This window comes from Fundicoccus ignavus, assembly GCF_009659375.1.
Classification (GTDB): domain Bacteria; phylum Bacillota; class Bacilli; order Lactobacillales; family Aerococcaceae; genus Fundicoccus; species Fundicoccus ignavus.
In genome coordinates, this window is the sequence record NZ_WJQT01000003.1 from 1 (window position 1) to 18,074 (window position 18,074).

At 35.1% G+C, this 18,074-nt stretch carries 13 protein-coding genes and 1 tRNA gene; 11 read left to right on the forward strand and 3 right to left on the reverse strand.

Annotation, left to right across the window (positions count from 1 at the left end; genetic code table 11):
* The first annotated feature begins 730 nt into the window (after positions 1 to 730).
* The 7 genes from GF867_RS03265 to GF867_RS03295 all read left to right on the forward strand — a co-directional run bounded on the left by GF867_RS03265 (position 731) and on the right by GF867_RS03295 (position 8,742).
* On the forward strand, positions 731 to 1,138 hold the full coding sequence (locus GF867_RS03265; protein ID WP_153831692.1) for a hypothetical protein: 408 nt from the start codon (positions 731 to 733) through the stop codon (positions 1,136 to 1,138).
* Positions 1,139 to 1,327: 189 nt separating this feature from the next.
* A complete protein-coding gene (locus GF867_RS03270) occupies positions 1,328 to 2,236 on the forward strand; it encodes a LacI family DNA-binding transcriptional regulator (protein ID WP_172973946.1) in 909 nt (302 codons plus the stop codon).
* A 469-nt stretch (positions 2,237 to 2,705) separates the two neighbouring features.
* On the forward strand, positions 2,706 to 4,445 hold the full coding sequence (locus GF867_RS03275; RefSeq protein ID WP_153831694.1) for a glycoside hydrolase family 13 protein: 1,740 nt from the start codon (positions 2,706 to 2,708) through the stop codon (positions 4,443 to 4,445).
* A 12-nt stretch (positions 4,446 to 4,457) separates the two neighbouring features.
* Positions 4,458 to 5,690: an extracellular solute-binding protein gene (locus GF867_RS03280; RefSeq protein ID WP_153831695.1), complete on the forward strand. Its 1,233-nt coding sequence runs from the start codon at positions 4,458 to 4,460 to the stop codon at positions 5,688 to 5,690.
* A 134-nt stretch (positions 5,691 to 5,824) separates the two neighbouring features.
* Entirely contained in the window at positions 5,825 to 7,114 is a 1,290-nt protein-coding gene (locus GF867_RS03285) for a carbohydrate ABC transporter permease (protein WP_153831696.1), read from the forward strand.
* Positions 7,115 to 7,116: 2 nt separating this feature from the next.
* Positions 7,117 to 7,962: a sugar ABC transporter permease gene (locus GF867_RS03290; protein WP_153831697.1), complete on the forward strand. Its 846-nt coding sequence runs from the start codon at positions 7,117 to 7,119 to the stop codon at positions 7,960 to 7,962.
* 6 nt (positions 7,963 to 7,968) lie between these two features.
* Positions 7,969 to 8,742 (forward strand): hypothetical protein, encoded by a 774-nt coding sequence (locus GF867_RS03295; protein ID WP_153831698.1) that lies wholly within the window; start codon positions 7,969 to 7,971, stop codon positions 8,740 to 8,742.
* A gap of 154 nt (positions 8,743 to 8,896) precedes the next feature.
* Here the strand turns inward: GF867_RS03295 and GF867_RS03300 are convergent, their stop codons facing one another.
* From GF867_RS03300 to GF867_RS03310, 3 genes are all read right to left on the reverse strand, one after another.
* Positions 8,897 to 10,240 carry an MFS transporter gene (locus GF867_RS03300; RefSeq protein WP_153831699.1) on the reverse strand — a complete coding sequence of 448 codons (1,344 nt, stop codon included), beginning with the start codon at positions 10,238 to 10,240 and terminating at the stop codon, positions 8,897 to 8,899.
* 90 nt (positions 10,241 to 10,330) lie between these two features.
* Positions 10,331 to 10,675 (reverse strand): iron-sulfur cluster biosynthesis family protein, encoded by a 345-nt coding sequence (locus GF867_RS03305; protein ID WP_172972623.1) that lies wholly within the window; start codon positions 10,673 to 10,675, stop codon positions 10,331 to 10,333.
* A 345-nt stretch (positions 10,676 to 11,020) separates the two neighbouring features.
* A complete protein-coding gene (locus GF867_RS03310; RefSeq protein WP_366927739.1) occupies positions 11,021 to 12,472 on the reverse strand; it encodes an NCS2 family permease in 1,452 nt (483 codons plus the stop codon).
* Between the two features lie 210 nt (positions 12,473 to 12,682).
* On the opposite strand from GF867_RS03310, the gene GF867_RS03315 reads away from it, so the two are divergent.
* The 4 genes from GF867_RS03315 (at position 12,683) to GF867_RS03330 (ending at position 17,293) form a co-directional block, all read left to right on the forward strand.
* Positions 12,683 to 13,417 carry a metallophosphoesterase family protein gene (locus tag GF867_RS03315; protein ID WP_153831701.1) on the forward strand — a complete coding sequence of 245 codons (735 nt, stop codon included), beginning with the start codon at positions 12,683 to 12,685 and terminating at the stop codon, positions 13,415 to 13,417.
* 10 nt (positions 13,418 to 13,427) lie between these two features.
* Positions 13,428 to 15,617, forward strand: a complete 2,190-nt coding sequence (locus GF867_RS03320; RefSeq protein WP_153831702.1) for a Tex family protein — start codon at positions 13,428 to 13,430, stop codon at positions 15,615 to 15,617.
* Positions 15,618 to 15,771: 154 nt separating this feature from the next.
* Positions 15,772 to 15,854, forward strand: a tRNA-Leu gene (locus tag GF867_RS03325).
* 182 nt (positions 15,855 to 16,036) lie between these two features.
* Entirely contained in the window at positions 16,037 to 17,293 is a 1,257-nt protein-coding gene (locus GF867_RS03330; protein WP_153831703.1) for a hypothetical protein, read from the forward strand.
* The last annotated feature ends 781 nt before the right edge of the window (positions 17,294 to 18,074 follow it).

Sequence of the window (18,074 nt, forward strand, 5' to 3'; positions counted from 1 at the left end):
TAAAACAATCAAGCGAAGTGGTTTTGGTTATCGAAACTTTGAACATTTACGTGCGCGTGTCTTTCTAAGTCAAAAGTTACTCGCTAGATCTAACAAACCGATTCGCCCCTTATACTTTTCAGATGAAGTAACCGCAGCTTAATATCTAATGATTATTCGACTATAAGACTCCATGAAAAAAAGCCAAAGTGATGACTCACTTTGACTTTTTAGGTCACCAACACTCAAAATTTTACAGCCCATTAAACTAGGGAACTTCGGTCTCCTAGTTTTTTTTAGGATTAGGGAACATAAGTTTTATGTTGATTTACCGCTTTTCGTGCTTCGCTCAATCCAAGACGCTGGTTACTTTCAAAGCCTCACTGACGTTCGTATTTTGCTCAATTTCCTGTAAAGAGTAAATTAATAAGGTTTAGCTTCTTAGGTAACTAGTGATTCTAATTCAATGTTTAAATTCGCGAATTGGAAAACCAACACAGTGAGCTATTTGTAATACTGTTGAGAAATACAATAGGATACTTGGTCATGTGGAATAGAAATTATTAAGAAAGTAGATTGAATGATTTCATTTAAATTGGCTACTTCGAGTTTTAATCTAATCGAAGGAAATTAAGTGTAAGATTTACTAAAGCGAACAATTATCTTACTTTACTATTTGGGCCAATTATTTTAAGAAAATATGGATAAGTGATATGTTTAAGAAAATAAAATCTACTATAGGAGGAAGTTTATGGATCAACATAAAGAGATGCGAGAAGTTAAACAACACACTGAAAAAGTTTTAGCGTTAATAGAAGAAGCTCTGAAGAAACTAAATAGTGCCAGTAATTGGGGATTGTACGATATTCTCGGGGGAGGTATGATTTCAAGCGTTATTAAAAGGAATCGTATGAAAGATAGCAATCAGTTATTAAAGGAAATAGAAGATACGATGCGAAAACTTCAAGACGAATATGTTCATATCGAACTATCTTTACCCGATAAATTTTATTTAGATTTTAGCACTGAGTTCCTTGATGTTTGGTTTGATAATATCTGGACAGATCTCTCGGTCCAGAATAATCTAAAGAGAACGAGAGAGCAGCTAGAAAGACTAAGAGAGAAAATATTTGAACTAGACCGAGTTTTAAAAAAATGATATCCTTTTAGAACAATAAAAAAATTCGAACTCCGTTTCACTTAATGCTCATTAACTTACTTTAGATAGATTAATTTATAATTACTTGATATACTTTTGATGGAAACAAGCACATACTCGAACTGGCTCGCTCTATCTAATCAACTGATCGAATGACTAATGGGGGAATTTAAGATGAAAAGACCTACAATGAAGGATATTGCAGAAAAAGCAGGCGTTTCGACTGCTACTGTTTCATATGTATTAAATTATTCTGAAAAGCAAACGATTAGTCATGAGATGCGATTGAAGATTTTTCAAATAGCTAAGGAATTAAATTATGTCCCTAATATGAATGCAAAATCGCTTGCTAAGGCGAGTGTTCAGAACAGAACATTGGGCTTCGTATATGAAAAAAAATTGCTCGAATCAGCTGCCTCAAAATATGTATTTAGTTTATTTTTCTCGCAATTACAGCAAGAATTATCTGCAAAAGGGATCGAAGTTATTCCTTTACAAGTCAATAATTTTATCGAAGATGTCCAATTAATTCATGATAAGTATTTTGACTTTTTGTTGGTATTGAATTTTAACGAAGAGACCTCTGAGAAATTTACATCCAATTTCTACATTCCGATCCTTTTCTTCGGTGGCAATGTAGCCTTTGAGATTTTTAGGAGGCTTAAAATCGATTATGAGGCTATTTTTACGGCTTTTTTAAAGGATACTCAAACGGAAGAACAACTATTAGTGATTGATTCTAGTGTTGATAAAGGTGTGGTTTCTCAGGCACAAGCGCTTTTTAAAGAGGGCCATGTAATGGATAGTAGTGAAGACTATTTCCAATATATTAAGGAAAAAAATATAAAAGCAGTCTTGGTTTTGAATGAAATTACTGCTTTGCAACTTGAGAGAGAGTTTGCAGAAACTCAACTAACATTATATAGTTTAATTCATGATAGTGAACAGAAGCTGTTAAGGGATTCAACCAAAAAGATTCTAATCGATAATAAAGAAGTAATCAAAAATATTCAAGATACAATGGTCTTTTTTACAGATTGGAAAAGTAATATTTGGGAACATAATAAAAAAGTGATTGTTCCAGTCTTTTTGTCCTAGGATCATGATTACAAAATACGACTAAGCATTGTTAAGCTCAAACACAGTTTTCCAAATGGAGAACTGTGTTTATTTTTTTTTGAGACTATCAAAGAGTGCAGGGGGAGGATCCAAACAGTTAGAGTTAGTAACTGAAATGTATATTTTTGTGAAAACGTCTACTCAAAATATTGACATTCTCAAAAGACTTGATATAATAAAATCACTTAAGCGCATAAGTTGTTAAGCAAAGAGTAAATTATACAGGTAATTCTAATTTTTTTTGCCTTCAACTTAAACGCTTAAGTTAAATCGGATTAAAGAATTACGCTGAGAAAAATAATCGAATCTAATGATTTGGAGATGTTGTCAAAGCATCAGCCAATAACAAAAAAGGCCATTCATCGATTAGATAATGCAAGTTAACACATTAAACTTAACAAGGTTTAATATGATTCAATGAATTATTTGAAACAAGTGGAGGGATTTTATGGATAAACAGTCCATCTTACATAAGACAAAGAGTAGCTATGCTTATGCTTTTAATGAAAATAACATTCATCTCAGAATTCGTTCAAAACGAGATGACCTAACCAATGTTTATGTATTAATGAGTAGCGAGGAGGGATGGAAAGAAAATTCGAAAGGGCAGTGGATTTGGGGAAAAAGCAAAGTTCAAATGGTAAAGGAATTTTCTACCGAACTGTATGATTATTGGTTTCTAGAAGTGACGCCACCTGAATTAAAAATGCGCTATGGCTTTTTACTTCAAAAAGATGAAAAAGAAGAATTATTTATTGAACGAGGCTTTTTCTCGGTCGATGATGATTATATTCAAAATGATATCAATAGCTATTTTTCCTTCCCTTATCTTCATACTAAAGATGTGTTTAATCCACCAAGTTGGGTGAAAGATACCGTTTGGTATCAAATTTTCCCAGATCGTTTTAATAATGGCGATCTATCGAATGATGTGCTGGGTACAAACTCGTGGGAAAATACAACAGCTCCTGCAGTGGGTGAATATGAATTTTATGGAGGTGATCTAGAAGGGATCATTGAAAAAATACCTTATCTTGAAGAACTAGGGATCACAGGTATTTACTTAACGCCAATTTTCAAAGCGCCATCGTCACATAAATATGATACAGAAGATTATTACGAAATTGATTCGTCTTTTGGTGATAAAGAAACATTACGTCGTTTAGTTGATTTAGCACATGAAAAAGGCATCCGTATCATGTTAGATGCTGTGTTTAACCATATTGGCAAGAATTCTTATCAGTTTCAAGATGCCTGGCAAAAAAGAGAAAAATCGATCTATTATGACTGGTTTTTCTTTGATGGCGATCATTATTTGAATTTCTCGCCAAATATGCCTAAATTGAACACTAATAACCCAGAGGTCATTGCTTACTTAATTGATATTGCGACATATTGGATAAAAGAAACTAACATTGATGGTTGGCGTCTGGATGTTGCCAATGAAGTCGATCATGAATTTTGGAGACAATTTAGACGCGCAACTAAAGCAATTAAGCCTGACACTTACATATGCGGTGAAATTTGGCATGACAGCCAAGCCTGGTTAAATGGTGATCAATTTGATGGGGTAATGAATTATCCTCTTGCTAAGCCTATTCAAGAATGGATAGCTGCTGGAAGAATTGATGGGATTGATTTTGTTGAACAATTTGTGCATGCGTATACTCGCTATTCCAAGAATGTTAATGATGGCATGATGACCTTATTAGATAGTCATGATACACAGCGAATTATTAATTGTGCCGACTATGATCAGCAAAAAGTGGATATGTGCTTTGCACTATTATCTACTGTTCCTGGATCAATTTGTTTCTACTATGGTAGTGAAATCTATCTGCAAGGTGAGGATGATCCAGATAATCGCCGTCCGATGATTTGGGGAGAAGTAGCATCAGAAAGTAATTTAAAACAGCTAATTTCTCTAAGAAATGAATATTCAGCTATGGGTTCAAGTGGTGATTATGCATTTCTATACTATGATAATTCCACTGTTATGTTTAAAAAATATTCTCAAACTGAAACAATTTATTTCCTATTTAATACACAAGAAAGCCAACAAGTCGAACTACCGCATGAAATGAAGAACAAATCATATCTAAATCTTATGGACCAAACAAGGATTGAATTATCCGAAACAATCATGTTAGAGAATTATAGTTACTACATTTTATTAGAAAAATATTAGGAGGAATATAGAATGAAAAGTTTAAAGAAAATAGCTAAGTTTAGTGCTTTGACAGTAGGTATTTTGACTTTGGCAGCCTGTACGAATGAGGAGCCAACAGTAACTGAGACGAAGGAATTAACCATTTCAGTTGGGACAGATTACATCGATTATATAAATGAAGTAAAAAGTGCTTTCGAAAGTGAGCATGATGTAACGGTAAAAGTTGTTGAAAAAGATGCTTTTGAGCAAATGGATGCATTACCATTAGATGGACCATCTGATTTGGGACCAGATGTGACAATGTCACCCTTCGACCGAGTGGGACAAGGTGGAGCTCAAGGTTATTTAGCGCAAATTTCATTACCTGATGACGGACGTTTTACAGAAACCGATGAACAACAAGTTAGCTTTGATGGCAAAACTTATGGTCAACCAGCAATGGTAGAGTCTCTCGTTTTATATTATAACCGCGACTTAATATCTGAAGCACCGACTACTTTCGAAGAACTAGAAGAGTTAGCAAAAGATGATCAATACAAAGATGGCGATTACAATGTTGGATTTTTAGCGAAATGGACGGATTTATACTTCTCTTATGGCTTAATTGCTGGTAACGGTGGTTATGTATTTGGAGAGGATGGCAGTAATCCACAAGATATTGGACTAGATAATGAAGGTGCGATTGAGGGAATTACTTATGCAACCGAATGGTATCAAAATGTTTGGCCAGCAGGGATGTTAGATGTTACTGCAAACAGCAACTTAATTTTAGATTATTTTACAAGTGGCAAAACGGCAGCCATTATTAGTGGACCATGGGATGCGAATAACTTTAAAGAAGCAGGTTTAAATTATGGAGTAGCCAAAATACCAACCCTTCCAAACGGCAATGATTATGAATCATTTAGTGGTGGTAAAGCATGGGTTGTAAGTAATTTTTCTAAAAACAAAGAGTTATCCGAGCAATTTGTTACATATTTGACGAATAAAGAAAATCAGTTGAAATTATATGAGATGAGAAGTGACATTCCAGTCAACGTCGAAGCTCAAGCAGAAATTGCAAAATCTGATGATGAATTAACGAAAGCAGTCATTGAGCAATATGCTGTTTCACATCCAATGCCAAATATTCCAGAAATGGCAGAAGTTTGGGCTGGAGCTCAAAACATGTTTTTTGATGCAGGCTCAGGAAATATGACACCTGAAGAATCTGCTCAGAATGCGGTTCAAACAATTAAGGAATCAATTGAACAAAAGCATTAATAAAACAGTATGGTTGACTCTATTCACGTATTTAAGGAATAGAGTCAACTATTTGGATAGGGCAGGGACATTTATGGCCAGCTTGCTATTGTCTTATCGAGAATTATAATGCTGGAAGAAAGGAACGATAAACAATGAAAAACAAGCAAAGTGAGTTATTAGCAGGGGTGCTCTCGATCATTCCAGGAGTAGGGCAGCTCTACAATCGCCAAATAATTAAAGGCTTTCTTTTTATGTTGATAGGTCTGCTGTTCTCGGTTGAGATGTATTTTTGGGGCTTTAATGCCTTTCAAAATTTTATAACTTTAGGCTCGACACCTTTTGTTGATCATTCTCTTTTTATGTTGATTCAAGGAACCATGCAAATGGTATTAACAGTCATTTTCATATGTTTTTGGTTATTTAATATTCGAGATGCTGTTAAGGTAGCTAAGCAGTATAATGCTGGCTTACCTGCCAATAAAAGTTGGAAAAGCACATTGAAGAGTGTCTATGAAAATGGCTTTCCATATTTACTAACAGGTCCTGCACTTATCATGATGGTTATTTCGATCGTTTTTCCGGTTCTAGTAACTATTTTTATGGCCTTTACTAATTATGATTTTAAACATATTCCACCAGCAAATTTACTTGATTGGATAGGCATAAATAACTTTAGTAATATCTTTACACTAGCCTCTTATCAAAAAACATTTGTCAAAGTATTCTCATGGACTTTGATTTGGACATTGCTTTCAACGAGTTTGCAATTAATTTTAGGCGTGAGTTTAGCAGTTGTAAGTAATCAATCTTTCATAAAATTCAAACGCCTTTTCGGGGTAATCTACTTACTACCTTGGGCAGTACCAGCTTTTATTACCATTATGAGCTTTTCAAACATTTTTAATGACACGGCTGGAGCCATTAATGTGCAAGTTATTCCATGGTTAAACCATTTACCTTTTGTTGAAATTGGAAGTATACCTTGGAAAACCGATCCATTCTGGTCAAAAACAGCCTTAATCCTTATACAAGGTTGGTTAGGTTTCCCATATATTTACGTGATGGTAACGAGCATACTTCAAGCAATCCCTGAAGAACTGTATGAAGCCGCCAAAATTGATGGCGCTAGTGCTTTTCAATCTTTCCGAAATATCACATTGCCTTCAATTTTCTTAGTTGCTGCGCCAACTTTCATTACACAGTATACGGGCAATTTCAATAATTTTTCGATGATCTATTTATTTAATCAAGGCGGACCAGGCAGTATCGGGAATAATGCAGGTTCAACGGATATTTTAATTTCATGGATTTATAAATTAACCACCGGTGGATCACCTCAATACTCAGTTGCTGCTGCTGTAACGTTAATGATTTCTGGAATTGTTATTGTTGTTTCAATGATTTCATTCAAGAAAACGACTGCTTTTGAAATGGAGGATTAATTATGAGAAGAAAATCAGCGAAGACTAAGCGATTGCTCGGCAAGTTTTTTACCTATCTATTTATGATTAGCGTTGCGATAATTGTTATCTATCCTTTACTCATTACGGTTGCATCGGCTTTTAAGTCAGGAAACCTGATTGCTTTCAAATTAGATTGGGCAACAAATTGGACATTTGAAAATTTCCGCCGTTTATTCGAAGATACACTCTATTTGACATGGTATAAAAATACGCTATTTGTGGCTGCTTGGACAATGCTTATCCAAGTTACCGTGATTATTCTGTCAGGTTTTGCTTACAGCAGATATCGCTTTTTAGGCCGAAAACAAAGTTTGATGTTCTTCTTAATTATTCAGATGGTTCCGACGATGGCTGCTTTGACAGCATTCTATGTTATGGCCTTTCTATTTGGCGGTTTGGATCAATTTTGGTTCATCACACTTCTATACGTGGGGCAAGGAATTCCGATGAATACTTGGCTAATGAAAGGTTATTTCGACACTGTTCCGATTTCCTTGGATGAATCAGCTAAACTGGATGGTGCAGGCAACCTTAGAATTTTAGTTCAGGTCGTTCTGCCTTTAGTACGTCCAATGATTGCGGTTCAGGCATTATGGGCCTTTATGGGGCCATTTGGCGATTATATGTTAGCGCGTTTTCTATTGCGCTCACCAGATAAAATTACAGTTGCAGTAGGCCTACAGACATTTATTAATGATGCAAGAAATCAGAAAGTGACGCTATTTGCTGCTGGAGCGATTTTAATATCTTTACCAATTGTTCTATTGTTCTTCTTTTTACAAAAGAATTTCGTTTCTGGCTTAACTTCTGGAGGTACGAAAGGATAGACAATAATGAAGCATTTTCCACTAAATTTTTTTAAAACTATTTTTTCAGTTAAGCAAATTCTTGCAAAACGTCAACAATATACTTGGTGGCAATTAATCGTTCTGCTCATTCTACTTACGTTCTTGTTTTTGTTACCGATTATAAATCAATCTCTAGGTCAATCAAAGATGTTAGTTGAACAGATTGTTCCAGAATCTATTTCGATACTAAGCTCAGAAACATTAAAAGAAGTAACAAATGCTTCTTTATCTGATGTCAAGGAAGCAAAAATTTTACAAGTGGAAAGTAATGTACTCGCTGGAGTAGGTCTTTCTGCTAAAGATTTTAAAGATAAAGTAGGGATAAACGCGAGCGATAAAATGTTATCTTTATACTTAGACTCAGAAAATAATCAGCAGCCTCTACAAATTAAATTAACAGAAGCGGATTCGATCACGAGTATCGAGAATTTAAAGCAACTAATCTTAAATAAAAATCGTGGCGCAATCTATTTAACAATTATGATTAATATTGGCTTGACGGGACTGATGATGAATTCACTATTTATATTTGGGGTAGCTTTTTTACTTTATCTCACTAAGAAAAAATCAGTGATTCGAGATTTTAAGGAGAGTCTATCGATAACTTTAAGATTATTAGCTGGTGGAACTTTATTAGCAGCCATTTGTGGCATTTTCTTAAAAGATATTTTTATTATGTTTGGAATCCAGTCTTTATGGTTAATTGTGATGTTTCTGAAATTCTTTTATCAAACTAAGTTTGCTTCAGCAAAAAAATAGCAAATACTCCTAAGTCATAGAAAAAGTATGATTTAGGTTTTTTTTTTTGAACTCACTAGTTGAGAATTAATAACGTAAAAAAAATAACTAGAACAAACTTTGTGATATTTATTGTGTATATAATTAATTAATTTGATTGAGAAATTTATGGTTATTATTTAAGCGTTGTTTCCTCTCCATGTTTAACAAATAATACGCTGATGAATGAAACAATAAAACATATGAGCGCAAAAACAAACAATAAGGCATCAGTTTTGAAAAAATCTTGCAAGAAACCATAAAAAATCGGACTGACAATGGAAGCAGAAAATGAAAACATATAATAATAGCCAGTAAAAGTGCCAATACTACTTAGGGTTGCGAATTCCAGTACCATTGGTAATGAATTGATATTAATAAATGCCCAAAAGAAACCGGCAATGATTAATAAAAATTGGAGTAACATCTGACTAGGTTTAGCAATTATCAATACAAAAATAATGATAAAACCTATCAAACCAATGAGAATTGTACGTTTGCGGCCGAACTTGTGCCCGATTCTTCCTGCTGGTACAGCAAATAATAAGAAAGCTAAAGAAAATCCAGCTAACATCATGGTAGCTTGTCCACCAGAAATGCCGTAAGTATTGGTTGCAAACAAAGTAAAAAAGGTTTCAATTGCATTATTACCCATAAACCAAGCAAAAATAGCAATCAGAAGGGCAGCCAAGCTTTTTTGTTGTTGGCTCGGTAAATCTAGAAAAGCTGTCAGACTAGTGCGTTGTTTAACAGTTGATTCAGTATTAAAATTCTCATCCACCAAGGCGGAATATTCTTCAGTAAATTGTTGTTGTGACAGACGAGCCCAGCGATTGGCTAAGGAATTTCGGATGGGTATTCCATGAGTTTCTTTATAGAGTAGAGAGTCAGGGTCACGTACAAATAGGAATAATAAAATAAGGGCAAGCAGCATAATAATTGAAGCCATAAAAAAGGCATAGAATTTATCTTCGGTTAAATCTGATAAAACGCCACCATAATAAAAGGCGATAATCGAGCCAACACCTCCCATTAAATTAATAATACCGTTAGCTTCGCTTCTTAAAGGTGAGGGCACAACATCTGGCATAATTGAAACAACCGGACTTCGCCAAAGTGCCATAATGAAGTTAAAAGAGACAATAACCAACATGAATTGCCATAAAACTGTTTGTAAAGGCACGAGAGTGAACAACAATGCACAAATTGGGAGTCCTAAAGCAATCCAAGGCAAACGGCGGCCAAATCTCGAATGAGTATTATCACTCCAAGTACCAATTAATGGTTGCAAAATAACACCAAAGAAGTTATCGATTGTCATGATGGTTCCAATAAGCGTACGACTTAAAGAAAAGCGCTCATCAAGAATGAGCGGTACTTGAGCGTTATAAACTGCCCAAGCTAAGCTAGATGCTAAAAAGCCAAACCCGATAAAAATAATTTGCCAATAATTCAAGCGTAGTTTTGTTTGTATTTCCATAACCCACCTCCACAAATGATTGTTATATCCGAAGTTAACGATTCCAAGGTAAAAGATTAGCCTCGAAATAATCGAGGCTATCAATACGTGTTATTTAGAAGCGACAGTTTCATTAGGTAATACTTTCAGTGATAAATTTAAATTTAGGAAACCACGTTCGCTTTTTAAAACAAATGAATGACGATCTGAGCTATAGTCAATGACGTTGTGTGCGTCCAAGTAAATCATTGCCCAGCCTTGAGCTTTTACTTGACCTAAGTTTGTGTCGATAATTGTGTCATAAGGGTCATTGTTATCATTAGCGATTAACCTAAAGACTCCCGAATTTGCACATGCACAAACTTCAGTTCCGGCATCATAAAATAGACTTAATTGGTTCACTGCATGGCGTTCAGATAAGGCAGAGACTGCTGCTTCAGTAAATGTTAATTCCATCATAATCACTCCTTTATATTCAGTTCAATTGTACACGAAAATTAGACATCCAGCTACTAATTAGAATAAAAAAAACTCGGACTTAGTCCGACGACTTTAAATTATGTTTAGCAGTATAAATTGATTATATCGATTTACTTTTGTTGGAATACTCAACGTAGTTCAGCGATTTGTTTGCTAAAGCGGTACCGATACAGTTAAGGGACAATCGATCGCTACTAATAGAATCGCTTGCTCTGCCTATCAATAAAGAAAGTGGAGTATAAAGCTTGGTAAATCAATATAAAAATTATAATCCTTTATACTAAAAAAAAGAGCTGACACAAGGTCAACTCTTAAATAAGTTTAAATAAAGGCCATTACAACATAGTTTAAGATGAATAATACAATTGATACCCAAATTAAAGGATGTACTTCTTTAGCTTCACCTTTAAATGTTTTAACAATACCGTAAGTGATAAAACCAGCAGCGATACCGTTAGAGATAGAGTAAGCTAAGCCCATAAAAATTGAAGCAAAGAATGCTGGAACAGCTTCAGAGAAATCAGTCCAGTTGACGTCATTCAATGAACCAACCATAAGAATACCAACGATGATTAATGCTGGCGCAGTAGCTTCAGTTGGAACAATTCCAATAATTGGTGATAAGAACATTGCTAATAAGAAACAGATAGATGTAACAACCGATGTCATACCAGTACGTCCACCAGCACCAATACCAGCAGCAGATTCAACGAATGTTGTAACGTTTGAAGTACCGAATAATGAGCCAACTAATGTACCAATTGAATCACCGAATAATGCTTTATCCATTTTAGAACTGAAACCATTACTGTTTTCAACAGCTTTTTCATCTTCTTCAGAGAAGATACCAGTACGACGACCAGTTCCAATAAATGTTCCGATTGTATCGAAGATATCAGATAGACTGAATGAGAAAATCGTAATTAGAACGATTGGCAACTTAGTTAAGTCAGAGAATAATGATGGTAAACCAGCTGGTGTAAAGATAACTAAGAACGTTTCACCTAAATCATCAAATGCGCTAGCTAATGAATTATCAACTAAGTTCACGCTTGAAAGATCAACTAAGCCCATTGGAATAGCTAGAACTGTTGTTGCAATAATACCGATTAAAATCGCACCTTGAACGTTGCGTAACATTAAGATGATTGTAATTACTAAACCGATTAATGCTAATAAAACTCCAGGTTCAGTAAAGTTTACTAATGCTGGCAGAGCACCACTGTTCGCAACAACTGAATCAATTGCACCTTCAAACGCTGTTGGGTCACCACCATTAATTGAAAGGATGTTATAACCATCAATTGTGAAGTTTAATAAACCAGCATTTTTAATTCCGATATAACCAATAAAAATCCCAATACCTGCTGAAATTGCATGTTGTAAAGCTTCTGGAATCGCAACAATTAACATTTTACGAACTTTTGTGACTGTGATCAGGATATTAACAACACCACAGATGAAAACCATTGATAAAGCTTCTTGCCAAGTAAAGCCTAATGAGAAGACTACTGTATAAGTAAAGAATGCATTTAATCCCATACCTGGTGCAACAGCGTAAGGTACGTTAGCGAACAAACCTAAAATTAATGTAGCAATTGCCGATGAAAAGATAGTAGCTAGGAAAACAGCTTGGCTAGGCATACCTGACAAAGCCAATAACGATGGGTTTACAAAAATAATATAAGACATCGCAAGGAAGGTTGTAATCCCCGCTGTAATTTCTGTACTAACTTTAGTACCGTTCTCTCTTAACTTAAAAAACTTATCCACAAAAAATCCTCCTAAAAAATATATCTATATAATTACGAAACTGAGTATAGCATATAAAAAAAGATAAAAAACAAAAAATGTTAACAATTGATATTTTGAAAAAGTTAACGTTCGTGTTTGCAGGAGAGGTGTCGTCGGGACGGTAAAAATGAGAGTTTAAGCAGAATGTGGTATAATGAAGAATGGTAAAGAGAGGAAGGAGGGCGCACGATGGAAGCCTTTGTAAATAATGATTTAAAGGAAGCTTTTGTGATTGGAGATATCCATGGAATGCACACGTCATTAGAGGAAATGCTAAAAAACTGGAAACCAGATTCTCAACAATTAATTTTTGTTGGAGATTATGTTGATCGAGGTCCGAATTCGGCAGAAACTTTGAATTTAGTTCGACAATTACAATTAGAACATGGTGCAATCTGCCTGCGTGGTAACCACGAAGAGATGTTTCTAGCGTTTCTCCATAATCCTATTAGTAATTGGGCGTCTTACGCGCGTAATGGCGGGATGGAAACCGTCGCACAGTTACTCGGTGAGAATAAGCAGACGATTAGTCAGTATTCACGTATAAAATTATCGCGTTTACTTCATGAACAACACCCATGGTTGGAAGAATGGCTGAGTGAATTGCCTTATTTCGTAGAGTTTGGTGAGTTTGTTGTTGTTCACGCTGGGTTAGATTTAACGCTGCAAGATTGGCGTAATACAAGTTCCCATGATATGGTATGGATTCGTCAAAATTTCCATGAAATGGCGAATAAAACAGGCAAAATAATAATTTTTGGGCATACACCGACGATGAATTTACATCATGATTGGAATGCAACGGGGATTTGGCATAAAGATAATAAATTAGGAATTGATGGTGGTGCCGTTTACGGCGGAAGTTTATTAGCTTTGGAAATCGACCATCATCAAGTTAAAAAAGTATATCAGGTTAAAGTTTAAGGAGATAGATATGACAGAAGTATCAGAACACAAACAATTAGTCGCGCAATTAAGTCGTGAAGTACAAGTAAAACCAACTCAAGTAGAAGCAGTGTTGAATTTATTAACAGAGGGTAACACAATTCCTTTTATTGCTCGTTATCGTAAGGAAGTAACGGGTTCATTAGATGAGGTACAAATTCATGATATTGAACAACGTTACCAATATATGATGAATTTGAAGCAACGTAAGGAAGAAGTGACGCGTTTAATTGCTGAACAGGAAAAGCTAACAGATGAACTTTCAGAGCAAATTGAACAAGCACTGACTTTACAACAGATTGAAGATATCTATCGTCCATTTAAACAAAAACGTCGTACTAAAGCGATGATTGCTCAAGAGAATGGTTTAAGTCCATTAGCAGAATGGCTAAAGGATTCTTCTGCATCAAATCAAGAACCTTTAGTAAAAGCAACAGAATTTATTAATGAACAAGTTGAGACGGCAGAAGCGGCCCTGGCAGGTGCTCATGAAATTATTGCTCAGGAAGTCTCAGATAATGCTACTTACCGTGAATTTATTCGTAAATACTCACGTTATAACGCATTGTTAACAACAAAAGTTAAAGATGAAGCGTTGGATGAAACGAAAGTTTACCAAATGTATTATGACTATTCAGAAGCGATTAATAAGTTACCAGAACACCGAATTTTAGCAATTAACCGTGCTGAAAAAGAAGGTGTGCTAAATGTAAAATTAGTGGTTGATGAAGCACCGGTTATTCGTTACATGGCACAAAGAACGCTTGTTGATAATTTACCAACTGCGAAGCGTGAGTTAGTACAATTAGCAATTGAAGACAGTTATAAACGTTTCATTGGCCCAGCAATTGAAAGAGAACTTAGAAATGAAGCGACTGAGCGTGCTGATAAACAAGCGATTCAGGTTTTTGGAGATAACTTACGTCATTTATTACTACAAGCCCCTTTAAAAGGTCGTGTAGTATTAGGATTAGACCCTGCTTATCGTACTGGATGTAAACTAGCGGTGATTAATGAAACAGGACGTGTTCTAGATAAAGGTGTAATTTACCCACATAAACCCGCTAAAGCTGATCAAAGAGCAGCTGCTAAACCAGCTTTAAAAGCAATGATAGAGAAACATCAAGTAGATGTCATTGCGATTGGGAATGGTACAGCGAGCCGTGAGTCTGAACAATTTGTCAGTGATGTTGTTCAAACACTGGATCGAAAAGTTCAATTTGTGGTTGTCAATGAGGCGGGAGCATCTGTTTATAGTGCGAGTGAAATTGCTCGTCAAGAATTCCCCGATTACCAAGTAGAAGAGCGTAGTGCCGTGAGTATTGCCCGTCGTCTACAAGATCCACTAGCTGAATTAATAAAAATTGATCCGAAGTCAATGGGTGTCGGTCAATACCAACACGACGTTGCACAGAATATGTTGACGGATGAGCTAGACTTTGTGGTTAATATAACTGTAAACCAAGTAGGAGTGGATATTAATACGGCTAGTGTACCTTTACTTCAACATGTTTCTGGTTTAACTAAAACGACCGCTAAGAATATTATTAGCTTAAGAGATGAAATTGGTCGTTTTGATACTCGTTCGCAAATTAAAGACGTGAAAAGATTAGGACCAAAAACTTTCGAACAAGCAGTTGGATTCTTAAGAATTTTAGGTGGGGAAAATCCGTTAGACCAAACAAGTATTCACCCAGAAAGTTACAAAATAGCAAAAGAGATTTTAAAAGTAGCAGATGTTTCTTTAAATGAATTAGGGAGCGAAACAGCGAATACGAAACTAAAAGCCTTAAAACATCAAGAGTTATTAACAACTTTTGCTGACTTAGGGGAAGCAACTTTAAAAGATATTATTGATGGCTTAATGCATCCAACTGCAGATGTACGTGATGGTCATGATGCGCCTATTTTAAGAGAAGATGTTTTAAGCATGGACGACCTACACGAAGGCTTACAACTTCAAGGTGTCGTGCGTAATGTTGTCGATTTTGGTGCCTTTGTCGATATTGGTGTTAAAGAAGATGGCTTAATTCATATTTCTAAATTATCGAAAAAATTTATCAAACATCCATCTGAAGCAGTTTCAGTAGGAGACATTGTAGAAGTTGAAGTAATTTCAGTAGATAAAGCCAAAAGTCGAATCGGTTTAAAACGACTATTTGCAAATAAAAAGAAATAACATTCAATGGTTAATTAATTAAGAATTGCGTCTGATATGAAATTTGTTTAGCAAATTTCATATCAGATTTCTAATTTATATTGTCATATATTGACTTAAAATCCATTTGACAAAACACGCTTACATGTCATACAATTAGTCTATTGTTAAATTAGCGGTCGTGGCGGAATGGCAGACGCGCCAGCTTGAGGGGCTGGTGGGCATTAGCTCGTGGAAGTTCGAGTCTTCTCGGCCGCATTTTGATTCATATTTTGTGAAAATAAAACTTTTCTTTGATCTGAACGATAAGAGCTCAGTGAAGAGGGAAGTTTTTTTATTTCAGATTTTCTTAAAAAACTTAAGAAATTAGTTTCTTGTAAATAGTTTTAAAATTAGCTAGACTAATATAGTAGAAATAACAAATGAATGGTGGTGAATAAGTGAAAATTAATAGAATTTTTTTAGTTTTAGCCTTATTCGTTAGTGTAGGTGCAATAAGACCTACAAAAGAAGCACATGCTAATACGATTTATCAAGCGCGTTTCAGAGATAAAACACAACGACTTATGGAAGACGTTAAACAGGAAGAGTCGATAGAGGACGTAGAAGCGAGTTCACAGGAAAGTTTAAAAGAAGAAGTCATGCCTGATAGTGAAACGCTAGAAGCTAATCAAGCAGAACAACAAATTAATGATTTTGTTAAAGCATTAGGCGAATTAGAAAATTTAAACTATTATCAAATATCGTATACTTTAACGGATGTACCGAAAAATGAAGTCATTTCTAAAGGGAAACTAGTAGGGAATCAAGAAGAGGGCGATTTATTAGGAACACTTAGTTACTTCTTCCCTGAAGCTTCTCCTAGTCAATATGATTTTGAGTTTATCAGCTACCGACATTTCGACTTAGCTTATGTTAAAATGTTTAAACTGTTAAATTCGATGGCTTTTTTTAATCAGCCATATTTTGCAGTGGATGTCCATCAACAAGTTGAAGAGTTAACGGATACGTTTGTTTCAATCGATAGTTCAGAGTTGAATCGTATCAATTTAAGCAGAGATCCTTACCAATCCTTAGTTTTATTACCAGACTTGAATCGTTTGAGTCGCATTTCAGCGGACAAACTTTACAAAATTAATGACATGTATTTATTGTCGTTAGAGCGATTAGAAATACCTGAATATTTATTTAGAACAAGTAATAACTTTGGGATGGCATTTCAATTAGGAATGGAAATTGATTCGTCAGGTGAAAATGAAGCTTACGCAGATTGGCAAGTTTCGACTGATCATCGCTTTGAGTTAACTGATAAAGGTAATAGCTTGAATTTCGGTGTGACAGTTAATTCAGAAATTACAGATTTATTATTACCACAAGCACCGGAAGGTGTTGAACGCTATGTTGAAAACTTCTCTAAAGTCTTAAACATGGATAGTAATGTTATGTTGGACAAGTTAACTAAAGTGAATATTGTGTATAATCCAACCACACAAACGTATCGAGTTAGTTTAGTGGGAATTGTCGAGAATATTGAATTCAATCTATTTAGTCATGAAGCGGCTGGTTTAGAAACAACCGAATATCGTTTAGATTATGAAATTAAACCAATTATTCATAAGATTCCACAGTTAGATGAAATCAATAAACTAACGGCTGCAGAAGCTGATTATTTACTAGAAGAATTATTAAATCCTTAAAGCGAAAATCGCCTGACTATGATATTTCATAGCTAGGCGATTTTTTTATTAGGGTTTAATAGTTTTATGTTTATTTAACGTGCTTTATACTTCGCTCAGCATATTGTTATTCTTATGCGGTGGTTGCTTTTATAGTTTCATTGGTGATCGTGTCGTTCGTGACTATCACGCTAATTTAGTTCAAACGGATAAGAAGCTATAATGAATCTTCAAGGTGTATTGTTAAGAAAATTTACTTTCATTATTTGCTCAATAAAATTGAAGAGCAAAAGTAGTGTCGTCCTGTATGCCGACACGATTTAACCGACTTGTGGATCTAATATAAACATCGTGGACTATAGGACAAGACACCGCCTGGGTTTCTTATTTTAATCGTGTTCCAGTTTTTGGAACTGAGACATGATTCCGTGATTTTTAGAAATGATCGTGTTCGAGTTCTCCAAACTGAGACACGACTCGTTCGCTATCATGTTCCAGTTTTTGGAACTGAGACGTGATTCCGTGATTTTTAGAAATGATCGTGTTCGAGTTCTCCAAACCGAGACACGACTCGTTCGTTATCATGTTCCAGTTTTTGGAACTGAGACACGACTTGTGGTAGTTCAACAAAAAGTCACAATCTGCTTCCAATGTGCCGACTGGCGAAATGAGTTGGCACATTAGAATGCATCGATATCAATATAATAATAATACGTAAAAATAAAATGATAGATTTAGCGATTCGTGTTCAAGTTAATTTAGTAAAGCTAGCTCAATCGGCGAAGCCCTGTCTAAAAACACC